Below are 14,910 nucleotides of genomic sequence, written 5' to 3'. Positions count from 1 at the left end.
TCCTTGTCGACCGGTACCGTGCAGACAGTCTGTCAGCCCGTCCGTGCCGATGCCCGTCGGCACCCCGAATCGGAGAACTGCACCATGAGCGAGCGCCTCCAGCCCGGCGACACCGCCCCCGCCTTCACCCTTCCCGACGCCGACGGCAACGAGGTCTCCCTCGCCGGCCACGCGGGCCGCAAGGTCGTCGTGTACTTCTACCCGGCCGCCCTGACGCCCGGTTGCACCAAGCAGGCCTGCGACTTCACCGACAACCTCGACCTGCTCGCGGGCGCCGGCTACGACGTCATCGGGATCTCGCCCGACAAGCCGGAGAAGCTGGCCAAGTTCCGCGAGAAGGAGTCCCTGAAGGTCACCCTGCTCGCCGACCCCGACAAGTCGGTGCTGGAGGCGTACGGCGCCTTCGGCGAGAAGAAGCTGTACGGCAAGGTGGTGACCGGGGTGATCCGCTCCACCGTCGTCGTCGACGAGCAGGGCAAGGTCGAGCACGCCTGGTACAACGTCAAGGCCACCGGCCACGTCGCCAAGCTCATCCGCGATCTGGGCATCTGACGCCCCGTCGGGCCGGGGCCGGTCACGCCCGGGTGTGCGAGCCGGTCAGCGCCGCGTACACCACGACGTTCGCCGAGTAGGACTGGGTGGCGTGGTCGAAGGTGCCGCCGCAGGTGATCAGCCGCAGCTCGGGGCGGACCCCCGAGCCGTACACCCGGTCCGGGCGGAAGCCCGTCTTGTCGACGATCTCCACGCCCTCGACGGCGAACTCGGCGACTGAGCCGTCCGAGCGGGTGACCTCCACCAGGTCGCCCTGGGTGACGGTGCTCAGGGCGTAGAAGACCGCCGCCTTGGTGCGGGTGTCGACGTGCCCGACGATCAGCGCCGCCCCCGCGTCCCCGGGGGCGGGACCGCGCCCGTACCAGCCGGCCACGTTCGGCGTGGTGAACGGCGGCGGGTCCACCGCGCCGTCGGCGGTGAGCCCCCGTTCCACCAGCTTGGCGTGGATGCCGGCCGAGGGGATGTCGATCCGCAGGGGGCGCGCCGGGGACAGCGGCGTGTGCGCCGCGTAGACCTGGGCGGGCCGCCCCGCGGCTGCGGCGTCCGCGGTCGCGGCGGTCGCGGGGGCGCCCGACCCGGAGCCCGGTGGGCCCGGGTGGACGTATCCCCTCAGCCACGCCGCGCCGAGCACCACGATGGTCGCGAGGGTCGCGACGGTACGTCCCTGCACCGGGTCAGTCCCGGGTGCGGCGACGGTGCACGACCAGTCCCGCGGCCCCTGCCACGGCCAGGACCCCGGCCGCCACGATGCCGGGCACGCCCGCCGGCTGCTGCTCCTCCGCCGCGGCCGGGTGCGCCGCCATGGCGCCGCCGCCCGCGGGAACGGGAGCGGACGGGAAGCCGGAGGCGGCCTCGGTGACCTCCAGCGTGCCCTCGTGGGACTTGCCGTCGCAGGTGATGGAGACCCGGTAGGAGCCCGGGGTCAGCCCGGAGCGGACCACGGCGGAGGCGTACATCCCGCCGTCGCTGGCCGGGGCGAGCGTGACCGGGGTGACGAACGCGGAGGAGCTGACGGTGCCGGTCTTGGCGCGGTCGCACTGGTCGGTGCGGACGTCGACGTCGCCGCCGGGGCCGGCCGTGCCGGGGGTGATCTTCACCGGGCCGCTGCCGACGCCGCCGACGCCCCCGGTCCCGCCGATGCCTCCGGTGCCTCCGGTGCCGCCGATGCCTCCGGTGCCGCCGACGCCGCCGACGCCCCCGGTCCCGCCGATGCCCCCGGTCCCGCCGACGCCGCCGGTGCCGCCGTCGTTGTCCGGGCCGTTGTCCGAGCCGTTGTCCCCGTGGTCGTCGTCGTCCCGACCGGAGTCGTCGCGTCCGGAGTCGTCACGGCCGCCGTTGTCGCGGCCTGAGTCCTCGCGGTCGTTGTCGCTGTTGTTGTCGCCGTTGCCGCGCCCGCTGTCGTCGTCATCGTCATCGTCGTCGTTGTTGTTGTTCTGCCGGCCGTTGTCCTGGCCGTCGTCGTCGCCCTTGTTGCCGAACTGCAGGAGGGGGTTGTTGCTGCCGCCGTCCTGGTCCCCGTCACCCCCGCCTCCGCCACCTCCGCCGCCGCCGAACTGGAACGAGGTCCCGCTGGAGTCGTCCGGTCCGTCGTCGGCCACGGCGGCGGGACCGCACAGCGCGATCAGCGTCGCCGCCGCGGCGGCGCACAAGGGAACGCGGGCGGCTCCCATGACAGAGCCCATGATCACAACCTCCACTCAACCGGGCTCACGTCGTCGGATTGGTCGGCCCCGGTGTTTCGAAGGTCCCTTCCCGCGCGGGCCCTCGCATGCGGTGGTGGTCCGGACGGGTCGGGGGGTCGCCCGGACCGGGGACAAGGGGCGGACGCCGCACGCATGTGCACAGGTCACCCGGCCGGACTAGAGTCCGCAGCCATGACAGCGCGCAAGCCCATCGAATCCTGGCTCACCGACATGGACGGCGTCCTGATGCACGAGGGCATCCCGGTGCCCGGCGCGGACGCCTTTATCAAGCGGCTGCGGGACTCGGGCCGCCCGTTCCTCGTCCTGACGAACAACTCGATCTACACGCCCCGCGACCTGGCGGCGCGGCTCAGCCGCATCGGCCTGGACGTGCCGGCCGAGAACATCTGGACCTCGGCGCTGGCCACGGCCCGCTTCCTGGACGACCAGCACCCCGGCGGGACGGCGTACGTGATCGGGGAGGCCGGCCTCACCACGGCCCTGCACGACGCGGGCTACGTGCTGACCGACCACGAGCCCGACTTCGTGATCCTGGGCGAGACGCGGACCTACTCCTTCGAGGCCCTCACCAAGGCCATCCGCCTGATCAACGCGGGGTCCCGGTTCATCGCCACCAACCCCGACAACACCGGGCCCTCGCCCGAGGGGGCGCTGCCCGCCACCGGCTCGGTCGCCGCCCTGATCACCAAGGCGACGGGGAAGGACCCGTACTTCGTCGGCAAGCCGAACCCGCTGATGATGCGCACCGGCCTCAACACCATCGGCGCGCACTCGGAGACCTCCGCCATGATCGGCGACCGCATGGACACCGACGTGCTGGCGGGCCTGGAGGCCGGGATGCAGACCTTCCTGGTGCTGACCGGCCTGACCAAGGCGGGCGACATCGACCGCTTCCCCTACCGGCCGACCACCGTCGTGGACTCCATCGCGGACCTCGTCGACCTCGTCTGACGACGGTGCGCCCCCGGCCGCGACCGGCCGGGGGCGGTGGCACCCTCCACGATCCGGTGCGGCCGCACGGTGACGCCGCGCCGCGGGACGTTCACCGGATGATCATCCGCCGGGCGGCGGGAGTTGGGGGCGGCGGAGCAGGCTCTCCCCGCATTTCCTCAGCGATCTTGGAAGGGCGTCCACCGATGCTGTCCCGCACCCGCACGGCCACCCTCGTCCCCGGCGCGGTCGCCACCGTGCTCGCCGCCACGATGGTGCCGCTCCTCGGCACCCCGGCGGGCGCCGCCTCGTACGGCACCCCGACGATCTCCCTGTCCGCCTCCTACCTCTCCGGCGCGGTCGGTGCCACCGCCGACCCGACCGTCACGGTCACCGTCGCGCAGAGCGGTGCGGACGCCTCGGCGCTCACCGTCGCCGCCTCCGCCAGCACCAGGACCTCGGTCGCCGGCACCGGCGACGTGACCGTCACGGGCACGGGCGGCAGCCGCACCCTGGCGGTCGCCCCCCGCGCCCGCGGCTACGCCGACCTGACGGTCAAGGTGACCGGCCTCGGCGGCAAGACCGCCACCAAGACGCTGCACTTCGCCGCCTCCGCCGCCGTCACCCACGCCGCCGACACGCGGTACACCACCGGCTCCAGCGCCGCCTCCGCCGCCGTGGACGTCGGCGGCGGCTACATGGTCGTCGCCGACGACGAGAGCAACGTGCTGCGGCTGTACCGGCGCGACGGCTCCGGCGCCCCCGTGCGCACCTGGGACATCGGCTCCAAGGCCGGCGCCTCCTCCGAGATCGACATCGAGGCCGGCACCCGGGCGGGGGACACCATCTACTGGACCGGCTCCATGGGCAACAACAAGGACGGTGAGGTGAAGGCCGACCGCTCCACGCTCTTCGCCACCACCGTCACCGGCAGCGGCGCCGACACCCAGCTGACCGTCTCCGGATACTACGAGGGCCTGCGCGCCGACCTGATCGCCTGGGACAAGGCGGCCGGCAACCGCTACGGCTTCGCCGCGGGCGCCGCCTCCGGTGAGATACCCAAGGCCATCGACGGCTTCAACGCCGAGGGCATGGAGTTCGCCCCCGGCTCGACCAGCACCGCCTACATCGGCTTCCGCGCGCCGCTGGTGCCCCCGGCCTCCGGCGGGAAGGCGCTGCTGGTGCCGGTCACCAACCTCGACAAGCTGGTCGGCGGCAGGCCCAACACCTCCGTCCACGCCACCTTCGGCACCCCGGTCACCGTCGACCTCGGCGGCCTCAGCGTCCGTGACATCCGCCGCAACGCCGCCGGGCAGTACCTGATCCTGGCCGGTTCCTGGGCCGCCGACGACAACAGCGACCCGTACGCCCTCTACTCCTGGGACGGCAACGCCGGCAGCACGCCCGTCAAGCTGCTCGACCTGCCCACCTCCGACCCGGGTGCCTGGGAGGCCATCGTGGACGTCCCGGACCTGACCGCGGCCGGTGCCCGGGCGCAGCTGATGACCGACAACGGCGCCGCCGACCTCTACGGGGACGGCAAGGAGGCCAAGGACCTCAGCCACCCCGAGTGGCAGAAGTCCCGCAGCACCTGGTTCACCCTCGGCGGCTGAACCGCAGGGCCGCACCGCCCATGACCAGCAGCACCCCGGCGCCCGTGAGCATCAGCGCGGGCGCCCGGTGCTGTTCGCCCGTGGCGGCCAGACGCGGTGGGGTGCCCGGTGCGCTGCCCGGGGCGGTCTCGTCGCCCTTGCCGGGTACGGGCGCCGGCCCGGATCCCGTACCGGGACCCGTACCCGGTCCGGTGCCCGGACCGGTTCCCGGACCGGTGCCCGGACCGGTGCCCGGCCCGGCGCCCACGGAGGGATCCGGTGCCGGGGACCCGCCCGGGCGCGTGCCCGGCCCGTCACCCGGTCCGGTGCCTTCGCCGCCGTCCCCGCCTTCGCCGCCGTCCGGCTGCCCCTCGTCTCCCGGCCGGCCGGGGCGCGGGGACTGCGGCTCGGCCGTTGCGTCCCGGTGGGGGACGACGTCGAAGTCGTAGCCGGCGGACTCCCCGACCCAGTCGCCGTCCGTGCCGCGGCGCTCCATGATCGTGGCCGACGCCGTGACCGGCCCGGCGGGCGTGGGCGCGGTGAAGCGCAGCCGCAGGGCGATCGCCACCTTGCGGCGCGACGGCAGTGTGGTGCCCGGCCCGTCCTTGCCGCCCACCACGGCGATGTTCTCGTCGTTGTCCGTGCGCTCGACGGCCACCGGCCGCCACGAGCGGTCCCGTGCGCTCCGCGATCCCGCGACGGGGGCCGGCACCCGGTACTCCAGGCGGATCTGATCGGGCGCCAGCTTCCGTCCGCGGTCGACGAAGACGAGGACCGGGTGCACGTCGCGCAGCGGCCCGCTCGACGTGTTCTCCAGTTCCACCCGGAACTCCTCGGGCCCGGCCCCCGCCGTGTAGGTGTGGGGGCCGCCCAGCAGCCGGGCGGTGACCGGGAAGGGCTCCGCGGCCGACTGGGGGGCCGCCGCCACGACCGCTGCCGCCGCGACGGCCAGAGCGCTGCACCACCTCATGGGCAGCGAAGCTCTCACGGTCATCCGCTGATATCACCGCGCGACGCGGCGACGGCCCGCCCCCGCACCCGTACGGGCGGCTAGCCGGCCGCCGTCTGGCCGAAGAGCGGCGCCAGCGCCAGCAGCGCGGCCCCCTCGGCGACCACGCGCCGCCCGGCCGCGGCGACGGTGACGGGCACCGTGCGGCCGGCCGCGCGCAGGGTGCGCGGGTCCATGGCGGCGGCCACCTCGCGCGCGAAGAGCGCGGGGTCCGCCAGCACGGTGCGGCCGCCGAGCACGACCCGGTCGATGTCCAGCAGGGAGACCAGGTTGGCGGCGCCGACGCCGAGCAGCCGCGCGGCCTGTGCCGTGTCGCCGCGGCCGACGGCGGCCAGGCACAGCGCCTCCAGGCAGCCCCGGTTGCCGCAGGCGCACACCGGGCCGTCCAGGGCGACCGCCTGGTGGCCGAACTCGCCCGCGCCGGTGCGGGCGCCGCGGTGCAGGGTGCCGTCGAGCACGAGGCCCGCGCCGAGGCCGGTCCCCAGGTGCAGGTAGCCGAACGAGTCCCCGGCACCCAGGCCCGCCCCCGCGCCGTGTGCACCGTCCGCGCCGTCCCGGTCCCCATCCACGTCCCCGCCGGGCGGGAGCACGGCGAGGGCCGCCGCGTTGGTGTCCTTGTCCAGCACGACGGGCAGCCCGAGGCGTTCGGCCAGCGCGTCGCGCAGCGGGTAGCCGTCCCATCCCGGCAGGCCCGTGACGCGGTGCAGCACCCCCGCGGTGTGGTCGAGCGGGCCCGGGCAGGCCAGCCCGGCGCCGAGCACCGCCCCGTCCGCGCCGGGCGTGGCGCCGACGGTCTCCCGGACCAGTCCCGCCACCGCCTCCAGCACCTCCCCGGCCGGGCGGCGCAGGTCCAGGGGGACGGTCCCGGCGTCCACCACGCCGCCCGCCAGGTCGGCGAGCACCACCGTCAACTCGTCGCGGTCCAGGTGCACCCCCACGGCGTACCGGGCGCGGCGCGCCAGCCGCAGCAGGGTGCGCGGCTTGCCGCCGGTGGGGGCGCCGCGCCCCGCCTCGTCGACCAGGCCGTCCGCCCGCAGCCGTGCGGTGATCTTGCTGACGGCCTGGGGGGTGAGCCCGGTGCGCTCGGCCAGCTCCAGGCGGCTGATGCCGGCGCCCCCGCCCACGGTCGCCGTCCGCAGCAGGCCCAGGACGAGAGCGGCGTTGTGGCTGCGCAGCGCGGGCAGGTTGGCCCCGGAGATTCCCCTGTTCACATCTCCCATTGTCAGCTTCGCTTGCACTTTGGCAACAGCGTTGCTTAAGTGGTGCCATGGCTCCCGCACCTCTTCGCGTCGGGCTGGTCGGCTACGGTCTGGCCGGCTCGGTCTTCCACGCCCCGCTGATCTCCACCACCGACGGCCTCGTCCTGGACACCGTCGTCACCGGCAACCCGGAGCGCCAGGCGCAGGCACGCGCCGAGCACCCGGACGTCCGCATCGCCGGTCACCCGGACGAGCTGTGGAAGCGCGCGGGCGAGCTCGACCTGATCGTCCTGGCCTCGCCGAACAAGACCCACGTCCCGTTCGCGACCGCCGCGCTGGAGGCCGGACTCGCGGTCGTCGTCGACAAGCCGGTGGCCGGCACCGCGGCCGAGGCGCACGCCCTCGCGGACCTCGCCGACGAGCGCGGCCTGCTGCTCTCGGTCTTCCAGAACCGCCGCTGGGACAACGACTTCCTCACCCTGCGCGGGCTGCTGGAGCGCGGCGAACTGGGCGAGGTGTGGCGCTTCGAGTCCCGCTTCGAGCGGTGGCGGCCGAGCCTGAAGGGCGGCTGGCGCGAGTCCGGCGACCCCGCCGAGATCGGCGGCCTGCTCTACGACCTCGGCAGCCACCTCGTCGACCAGGCGCTGACCCTCTTCGGGCCCGCCGTCCACGTGTACGGCGAGCTGGACGTGCGCCGGCCCGGCGCCCAGGTGGACGACGACGCCTTCGTGGCCGTGACCCACGCCGGGGGCGTCCGCTCCCACCTGTGGATGAGCGCCACCAGCGCCCAGCTCGGCCCCCGCTTCCGGGTGCTCGGCAGCGCCGCCGGATACGTCAAGCACGGCCTGGACCCGCAGGAGGCCGCGCTGCGCGACGGCGCCCGCCCCGCCACCGGCGCCGTGTGGGGCACCGAACCGGAGGCCGAGTGGGGCGTGCTGGGCGCCGATGACGAGGTACGCCCCGTGCCGACCGTGCCGGGCGACTACCCCGCGTACTACGCCGCCGTCGCCGCCGCCCTGCGGGACGGCACCGCGCCGCCGGTCACCGCCCGCGAGGCCGCCGACGCGCTCACGGTCATCGAGGCGGCCGCCGTCTCGGCCCGCGAGGGACGGGCCGTGCGGCTCACCCCGAAGGCCTGACCCCAGGCTCTTCCCCGGGGCGTACAGCGCCCGGCCCGCGGTCCGCTCCTCCCGGAGCCGCCGGCCGGGCGCTCCTCACCCTCGGGCGCCGGGACCGCGGGAGTGGTCCGGTGCGTCAGGGGAGAGACGGTGGACCCGCCCCGGGCCGTCCGGCGGCTCCGCAGGCACGCCGACGGACACGGTGGGCGCGAGGACGTGGCCACGGGCGACCCCGACCGCCCCGGCCACCCGTGTCGCCGACGTGCCGTACGCCAGGACTTCCGGCACCGCCGCGCGCCCCAGGGGCGAGGTCCAGGAGACGTCGGGTGCGGATCTTCGCGGATCGGACAGGGACAGTCGTGAGGAGGCCGCGAGCTTGGCCATGGCCGGACCACGTCCTGGAGGCGTAGGAAGCACTTCCGGCGACCGGGGTCCTGGGCCGCCCTGTCAGGCTAGGACACCTGAACGCGGCCGGGCTAGGGCGTGTTGGGGGCGCGCGTACGGGGCGCGTGTCAGTTCGTGGGCTCCGGCCAGTCCGGCAGGATCGTGAAGCACCGGGTCAGCCGGGTCGCCCGAAGCGTGCGCAGCGTGAACTCGTCCCGGCACACCAGCCGTACCCGCCCGGAGTGCTCCTCGGCGCGGCGCCGGGCGCGCACCAGCGCCGACAGGCCGCTGCAGTCGATGAACTCCACCGGCCGCAGGTCCACCACGATGTCCGGGCGGTCGGCCCCGGTCAGCGCGTCGAGGGCGGCGGACACCCCGGGCGCGGTGAGCGCGTCCACCTCGCCGCCGAGCGTCACCAGGGTGCTGGACCCGTCGGTGCGCCGGTCGATCCGGGGCATGGTGTCTGTGGCGTCGTCGGACATGGGACGTCTCCGGGGACGGGAGCCTGGCGCAAGCGGCACGGGGACGGGAACGGGACGGGGACGGGACGCCACCGGGGTCCGGGGTGGTGGGCCCAGCCTATGCCCGACGCGCCGTCACCGGCCCGGCCGAGGACGAACCCGTGACGTGCCCCGCCGGCGGGTCAGTCACCGGCCCCGCACAGCGCGTCGGAGTCCACCGTGCCCGCCACGACACCCCGGGCAAGTTCCGCGAGCCGCACCCGGTGCGTCCGTGCGTACCGCCGCAGCGCCGTGAACGCCTCGTCGACGCCGACGCCCCAGCGCTCCGCCAGGACGCCCTTGGCCTGTTCCACGACGACCCGGCTGTCGAGTGCGGCCTGCAACTGGGCGGCCAGCGCCTCCTGCCGCTGCCGGGCCCGTTCCTGGAGTATCCCGATGGCGGCGGCGTCCGCGAAGGCCCGGGCCAGTGCCACGTCACCGCCCGGGGGATCGCCGGGCACCCCGCGGAACAGGTTCAGCGCGCCGATCACCTCGGCCTGGCGCCGCAGCGGTACGGCGTACGTCGCGTGGAAGCCCCGGTCGCGGGCGAGCGGGGCGAAGCGCGGCCAGCGGTCGTCGCAGCGCGCGAGGTCCGGGGCGGTGACCACGTCCGAACCCCGGTAGCAGTCCAGACAGGGCCCCTCCTCCCGTTGCCGGCGCAGGAGTTCGCCCGCGCCGCCGCAGCCGGCCGCGGTCCGCAGCTCACCACGCCCGTCGTCCAGCAGCAGTCCGGCCGCCGTGACGTCCAGCAGCTCCACGCAGCGGTCGGCCACCCGCTCCAGGAAGACGCCCACGTCGAAGTCGCCGTCCAGGGTGTCGGCGAGGTCCACGAGGACCTCGGCGAGCCGCAGCTCGCGCGCACGGTGCGTCGGGTGCTCTGTCACGTCCGGCTCCAGCCCTCGGCGGACACGGCTTCGCCGGGGGATTCTGCCATGGGGAGCAGACGCGGCATTCGACGGGAAAGACACCGACTGCCCTGATCTGAGGGCCCGTTGACCGTTCGGTATGTCAGGATTGGCGGCGACCGGTCTCGTCCCGCCATCCAAGGGGGAGTGGATGTTCGGCACCAACACCGGCCCGCTGCGCAGGGCGGCCTGCGCCGTGTCCGCCGCCGGACTGCTCTCCGTGGCGCTGGGCGGCTGCTTCGGCACCGGCAAGCCCGGGGGGAGCCAGGACAAGGGCGGCGGCAGCAGCCCCAGGAGCACCGCCGGTGCGCCGTTCTGGGTCAACCCGGACACGGCCGCGGCCCGTCAGGCGGCGCAGTGGCGCCGGGAAGGCCGGGAGGCCGACGCCGCGCTGCTGGAACGGATCGCGGGAAGGCCCGTCGCCGAGTGGATCGGCCAGGACGACGCACAGGACCGGGCCAGGGGCTACACCGAGGCCGCCGCCCGCGACGGCCGGACGCCCGTGCTCGTGCTCTACAACATCCCGCACCGCGACTGCGGTCAGTACTCCCAGGGCGGCGCCGCCGACGGCGCCGCCTACCGCGCCTGGATCGACGCGGTCGCCGCCGGCATCGGTGAGCGCGAGGCGCTGGTGGTGCTCGAACCGGACGCCCTCACCCACATCGTCGACGGCTGCACGCCCCGCGAGTTCCAGGAGGAGCGCTACGCCCTGCTGACCCACGCCGTGGACACCCTGGGCGCGCTGCCCCGCGTGCGGGTCTACCTCGACGCCGGCAACGCCGGCTGGGTCAGCGACCCCGCCCGCCTGGCCGGCCCGCTGCGGGCGGCCGGCGTCGCCGCGGCGGACGGCTTCGCCCTCAACACCTCGAACTTCTACAGCACCGCCGCGAACACCGCGTACGGCAGGAAGCTGTCCGCGCGGCTCGGCGGCAAGCACTTCGTCATCGACACCAGCCGCAACGGCCGCGGCCCCCTCGACGGCGCCCACGACGAGGCCTGGTGCAACCCGCCCGGCCGCGGTCTGGGCACCCCGCCCACCACCGACACCGGTGACGAACTCGTCGACGCCTACCTGTGGATCAAGCGACCCGGCGACTCCGACGGCACCTGCAAGGGCGGCCCGCGGGCGGGTGACTGGTGGCCGGAGTACGCCCTGGGACTGGCCCGGCGCGCGGCCTCCTGACCGCCCGCCGGGCCCCTCCCGTCAGGTCACCCGTACCCAGCGCGCCTGCGACGGCGTGCCCTCGTCGTCGGTGACGACCAGCATGTACCAACCCGGCGGCACGATCGACGGGTCCTCGGGGACGGTCACGCTCACCGACCCCTCGCCGCGCTCCACGTCCAGCGCGATCGACCGCTGCTCCACGTCGGTGGCGTGGGTGACCGCGCTCGGCCGCATCAGCCGTGCCGCCTTGATGCGCTGCGCGTGCGCGGCACGAAAGGTGGCCGTGCCGCCGCGCCGGAGGGCTTGCGGGCCCGCGCCGAGCGAGGGCCGGGAGTCCCGGTAGCGGTACGCCGGAGTGTAGACCTCGATCCGCTGCTCGAAGAAGCCCGGCTTGGTGTCGGCAGGGTCCCCGAAGAGCGGGTTGGACCCGAAGACCGCCACCCGGCCGTCGGGCAGCAGCAGCGCCTCGGAGTGGTAGTTGCGGCCCACCGACGGGTCGGCGGCCTCCCGGAAGGTGTCGTCCGCCGGGTCGTAGATCTGCGCCCGCAGGATGTCGCTGCCGCCGCGGCCCCGGTAGTCACGGGAGCCGCCGGTGGTGAACACGGTGTCGTCCGGCAGGATCACCGTGTTCAGGTAGCGGGTGGGCTCGGGCAGGTCGGGGCCCGTCGTGTACCGCGGCTCCGCGGCGTCCAGGTCCACCACGGCGGTGCGGGTGGTCGAGGAGTGCGACTCGCCGACCCCGCCGCCGCCCAGCACCATCACCTTCTGGTCCTGCGCGGGCGGCAGCAGCACCGAGCCGGCCGTCTCCAGGTCCTCGGCGTCCTCCAGCCCGGGGACCTCGGTGAAGCGGTTGGTGCGCAGGTCCCACACGCCCGGGACACGGCCCTCGTCGGCCGGCCCGTACCCCGCGTTGGCGCCCGAGTAGAAGATCTTCCCGCCCTTCATCAGGAAGAGCGCGGGGTAGGTCGGGAAGTAGCGCTCGCCGGTGTACGCCCAGGTCCGGGTCTTCGGGTCGTAGACCTCGTTCTTGCCCGGGACGACCTGGCCGATGTCGTCCAGCCCCGAGACGGAGAGCACCCGGCCGTCGGCGAGGGTGACCAGCGTCGGGTACCAGCGGGCCTCGTTCATCGGGTCGACCGGGACGTAGGCCTCGGCCACCGGGTCGAACTCGTAGGCGTTCTTGATCCCCTGGAAGTCCTTCTTGTCCAGGCCGAGCTTGGTGGCCAGCCCGTAGAGGTTCTCCCGGTCCTCGCCCTCCAGGCCCCGGATCCCGTACTGCGCGGCGGTGTTGACGATCCCCTTCTCGCCCTTGACCAGCGACTGCACGAACACCCGTGCCTCGCTCGCGGTCACGGTGACCTTGCCGGTCCTGGCGTCGACGGTCTTCCTGGCGCGGGGCACGTTGACGGGGAACTCCGACCGGAAGGCCCGGCCGTTCTCGTCGTTGACGAAGACCGTGCCCTCGGGGAAGGTCCGCGGCTTGTCCGGGTCCTCGTTCTTGATGAGCATCGCGCCGCCCGCCCGGTCCACGGCCTCCTTGAGCTTCTCGTAGCGGGCGGTGCCGCCGGCCACCAGCAGCGTGCCGTCGGCCAGCTGGGTGTGCCCGGCGCAGAACATGTCCTTGGGGGTGTCGATCTCCTTGAAGGTGTTCTCCACCGGGTCCCAGAGCACGCTCTTGAAGGACTTGGCCTTGAAGTTCCGCTCGTCGTTGCCGGAACCGGCGATCAGCAGCACCTTCCCGGTGCGCAGCAGCGCCGCGTGGATGGCGTTGACGCGGAACTCCTCGGGCACCTCGACCAGGTCCCAGTGGCCGTACGCGGCCTTGTACCCGGGCTGGTTGATCTTGTAGTCGTGGTACTTCTCCGCCGAGTAGCCGTAGATCGCGGGCGCGTTCATCCCGGCGAGCACCCCCACGGCCGTGCTCCCGACGGCGATCTTCCGCAGTCTGCGGCTGGGTCGGTAGCTCATCGGGTGGCGCTCCTGGAACGGACGAGGGACAGGGACCAGACGGCGATCGGTGCCAGGGCCAGGACGAGGGCCAGCGTCGCCCACGTGCGCATCGCCACGTGGGTGTGGCCGTTGAAGAAGCTGGCGGCGAGCGAGCCGCCGAAGACGAGCAGCCAGAACAGGTGGACGCGGAAGGTGGACAGCAGCCGGTCGGGGCTCGCGGAGTCCCCCTTGGGGGTGACCACGAACCTGCTCTTGCGCCGCAGCACCGCGTCCATCAGCGAGCGGGCGTAGATCGGCGCGGACAGCGCCGACATCACCATGCCCGCCGCGCCCGAGGAGCCCTCCGGCTCGTGGGGGCTGACGTTGTGCCGCCGGTTCCACACGTACAGACCGATCTGCAGCGCGGCGGCGTCGCTGTAGAGCATCATCCAGACCTCGGAGTCGATCTGGATGCCCGAGGCGCCGAGCCCGAGGAACAGCGCGCAGCTGAGGCCGCCCAGGAGCCAGTTGACCGCCGTCATCGGGTAGTAGACGACCATCAGCGTGTAGTTGAGCAGGCGGCCAGGGGAGAGGGTGAACGGCACCTTCCAGAACTGCTTGATGAGCGTCTCGTAGGTGCCGCGGCTCCAGCGCAGCTGCTGGGTGAAGAAGTCGGTCCAGGAGGACGGTCCCTCGCCGACGGCGAGGACGTCCGGGGTGTAGACCGAGCGCCACTTGCGGCCGGTGGCGGGGTTGCGGTGCCGGTGCAGTTCCAGGCCGGTGGCCATGTCCTCGGTGATGGAGTCGTACAGCCCGCCGATGCTTCTGATGGCGCTGATGCGCACCGCGTTGTTGGTCCCGACGAACATGGGGGAGCCGTAGGCGTTGCCGGCCCGCTGGATGAGCGCGTGGAAGAGGAACTGCTGGCTCTCGGCGGCCTTGGTCACCGCGCTGTCGTAGTTGCCGTAGACCTGCGGGCCGACGACGAAGGCCACGTCCGGGTCCCGGAAGTAACCGAGCATCCGCTCCAGGAAGTTGGGGAGCGGGACGTGGTCGGTGTCGACGGAGGCGAAGACGTCGTAGTCGTCGCCGTGGGCGTCGAGCCATGCGTTGTAGTTGCCGTGCTTTGTGCGGGCGCGGAAGGCGCCGCTGGGCCGGTTCCACCGCTCCACGCCCTTGCGGGTGAAGTGGCGTACGTTCAGGCGCTCGCACAGGCGCTTGACGTCGGGGTCGTCGCCCTCGTCCAGGAGCCAGATGTGCAACGTGCCGCGGTGGCGCAGACGGACCGCGGCCTCCAGGGTCGCCCGCACCATCGCCAGGGGCTCCTTGCCCGGGACGAAGGTGGTCACGAAGGCGACCTTGCTGCCCTTCTCGGGTACGACGGGTACCGGATCGCGTGCGACGAGCGTCGCGTGGGCGTTGGACGTCACGTTGATCAGCCGGAAGAGCTCGATCAGGCCGATGGATATGAGCATCACGGCGTCGGCGGCGACCAGCCAGCCCGGCGCGTGTTCCCGGCGGGTCCAGTGGGCCGGCTGCATCAGCCAGGCGAGCAGCACCGCCGAGAGCACCGGAGCCGCGCCGAGCAGCAGCGCCGCGCGGATCCGGTGGGGTTCCTCCGCGAGCAGGCTGCGGTACTTCACCCGGTACGGGACGCCGGGTTCCGGCTCGGTGAGCGGGCCGGCGAGTCTGCTGTAGTGCTCGTAGTCGTACCGGGGCGCCACTGCGCCGGGTTCCGGCCGGGACGGGCCGGGACGGGACCGCCGGGGTATGACGGGCACGGGCGTGCCGGCCCGAGGGTCGGTCGTGTACTGCTGGGCGCCGGGTGTCGGCGGCATGTGGATGCTCCCCCCGAAGCATGTCGCGCCGCTGTCGCGGCGGTGTTGGCGCCCCGGGCGCTGCGGCCCCCCGCCCCCGGGGCATG

13 protein-coding genes are annotated in these 14,910 nt (G+C 74.0%); 5 read left to right on the top strand and 8 right to left on the bottom strand.

Annotated features, from left to right (window positions below; genetic code table 11):
- The first annotated feature begins 84 nt into the window (after positions 1-84).
- Entirely contained in the window at positions 85-552 is a 468-nt protein-coding gene (gene bcp / locus ACFYYN_RS25825; protein ID WP_499512061.1) for a thioredoxin-dependent thiol peroxidase, read from the top strand.
- 22 nt (positions 553-574) lie between these two features.
- Here the strand turns inward: bcp and ACFYYN_RS25820 are convergent, their stop codons facing one another.
- Both ACFYYN_RS25820 and ACFYYN_RS25815 read right to left on the bottom strand, forming a co-directional pair.
- Positions 575-1,222: a class F sortase gene (locus ACFYYN_RS25820; protein WP_500331322.1), complete on the bottom strand. Its 648-nt coding sequence runs from the start codon at positions 1,220-1,222 to the stop codon at positions 575-577.
- 4 nt (positions 1,223-1,226) lie between these two features.
- Positions 1,227-2,234 (bottom strand): hypothetical protein, encoded by a 1,008-nt coding sequence (locus tag ACFYYN_RS25815; RefSeq protein ID WP_500547688.1) that lies wholly within the window; start codon positions 2,232-2,234, stop codon positions 1,227-1,229.
- A gap of 192 nt (positions 2,235-2,426) precedes the next feature.
- On the opposite strand from ACFYYN_RS25815, the gene ACFYYN_RS25810 reads away from it, so the two are divergent.
- Both ACFYYN_RS25810 and ACFYYN_RS25805 read left to right on the top strand, forming a co-directional pair.
- Positions 2,427-3,206, top strand: a complete 780-nt coding sequence (locus ACFYYN_RS25810) for an HAD-IIA family hydrolase (protein ID WP_499512058.1) — start codon at positions 2,427-2,429, stop codon at positions 3,204-3,206.
- Between the two features lie 185 nt (positions 3,207-3,391).
- On the top strand, positions 3,392-4,798 hold the full coding sequence (locus ACFYYN_RS25805) for a hypothetical protein (RefSeq protein WP_500547687.1): 1,407 nt from the start codon (positions 3,392-3,394) through the stop codon (positions 4,796-4,798).
- Here the strand turns inward: ACFYYN_RS25805 and ACFYYN_RS25800 are convergent.
- Positions 4,782-5,747 (bottom strand): hypothetical protein, encoded by a 966-nt coding sequence (locus tag ACFYYN_RS25800; protein ID WP_500547686.1) that lies wholly within the window; start codon positions 5,745-5,747, stop codon positions 4,782-4,784. The two genes, ACFYYN_RS25805 and ACFYYN_RS25800, sit on opposite strands and share 17 nt — an antisense overlap.
- Positions 5,748-5,827: 80 nt before the next feature.
- On the bottom strand, positions 5,828-7,006 hold the full coding sequence (locus tag ACFYYN_RS25795) for an ROK family transcriptional regulator (RefSeq protein ID WP_500547685.1): 1,179 nt from the start codon (positions 7,004-7,006) through the stop codon (positions 5,828-5,830).
- A gap of 47 nt (positions 7,007-7,053) precedes the next feature.
- Between ACFYYN_RS25795 and ACFYYN_RS25790 the strand changes: the two genes are divergently transcribed.
- A complete protein-coding gene (locus tag ACFYYN_RS25790) occupies positions 7,054-8,124 on the top strand; it encodes a Gfo/Idh/MocA family oxidoreductase (RefSeq protein ID WP_500547684.1) in 1,071 nt (356 codons plus the stop codon).
- Positions 8,125-8,615: 491 nt separating this feature from the next.
- On the opposite strand, the gene ACFYYN_RS25785 is transcribed toward ACFYYN_RS25790, so the two are convergent.
- Positions 8,616-8,969: an STAS domain-containing protein gene (locus ACFYYN_RS25785; RefSeq protein WP_500331334.1), complete on the bottom strand. Its 354-nt coding sequence runs from the start codon at positions 8,967-8,969 to the stop codon at positions 8,616-8,618.
- 161 nt (positions 8,970-9,130) lie between these two features.
- On the bottom strand, positions 9,131-9,871 hold the full coding sequence (locus tag ACFYYN_RS25780) for a GAF and ANTAR domain-containing protein (RefSeq protein ID WP_500547683.1): 741 nt from the start codon (positions 9,869-9,871) through the stop codon (positions 9,131-9,133).
- Between the two features lie 172 nt (positions 9,872-10,043).
- Here ACFYYN_RS25780 and ACFYYN_RS25775 point away from each other — a divergent pair, with 172 nt between their 5' ends.
- On the top strand, positions 10,044-11,075 hold the full coding sequence (locus tag ACFYYN_RS25775; protein WP_500547682.1) for a glycoside hydrolase family 6 protein: 1,032 nt from the start codon (positions 10,044-10,046) through the stop codon (positions 11,073-11,075).
- A gap of 21 nt (positions 11,076-11,096) precedes the next feature.
- Here ACFYYN_RS25775 and glxA read toward each other — a convergent pair whose 3' ends face one another.
- Both glxA and ACFYYN_RS25765 read right to left on the bottom strand, forming a co-directional pair.
- Entirely contained in the window at positions 11,097-13,025 is a 1,929-nt protein-coding gene (gene glxA, locus ACFYYN_RS25770; RefSeq protein ID WP_500547681.1) for a radical copper oxidase GlxA, read from the bottom strand.
- Positions 13,022-14,824, bottom strand: coding sequence for a glycosyltransferase family 2 protein (locus tag ACFYYN_RS25765; RefSeq protein ID WP_500547680.1), 1,803 nt, complete (start codon positions 14,822-14,824; stop codon positions 13,022-13,024). The genes glxA and ACFYYN_RS25765 overlap by 4 nt, the downstream gene beginning before the upstream one ends.
- Positions 14,825-14,910: the final 86 nt, after the last annotated feature.

The sequence above is a fragment of the Streptomyces sp. NPDC001902 genome (genome assembly GCF_042891295.1).
Taxonomy (GTDB): Bacteria; Actinomycetota; Actinomycetes; order Streptomycetales; family Streptomycetaceae; genus Actinacidiphila.
Note: the sequence above shows the minus strand (reverse complement) of the source record. Positions and strands in the feature narration are given on the sequence as shown.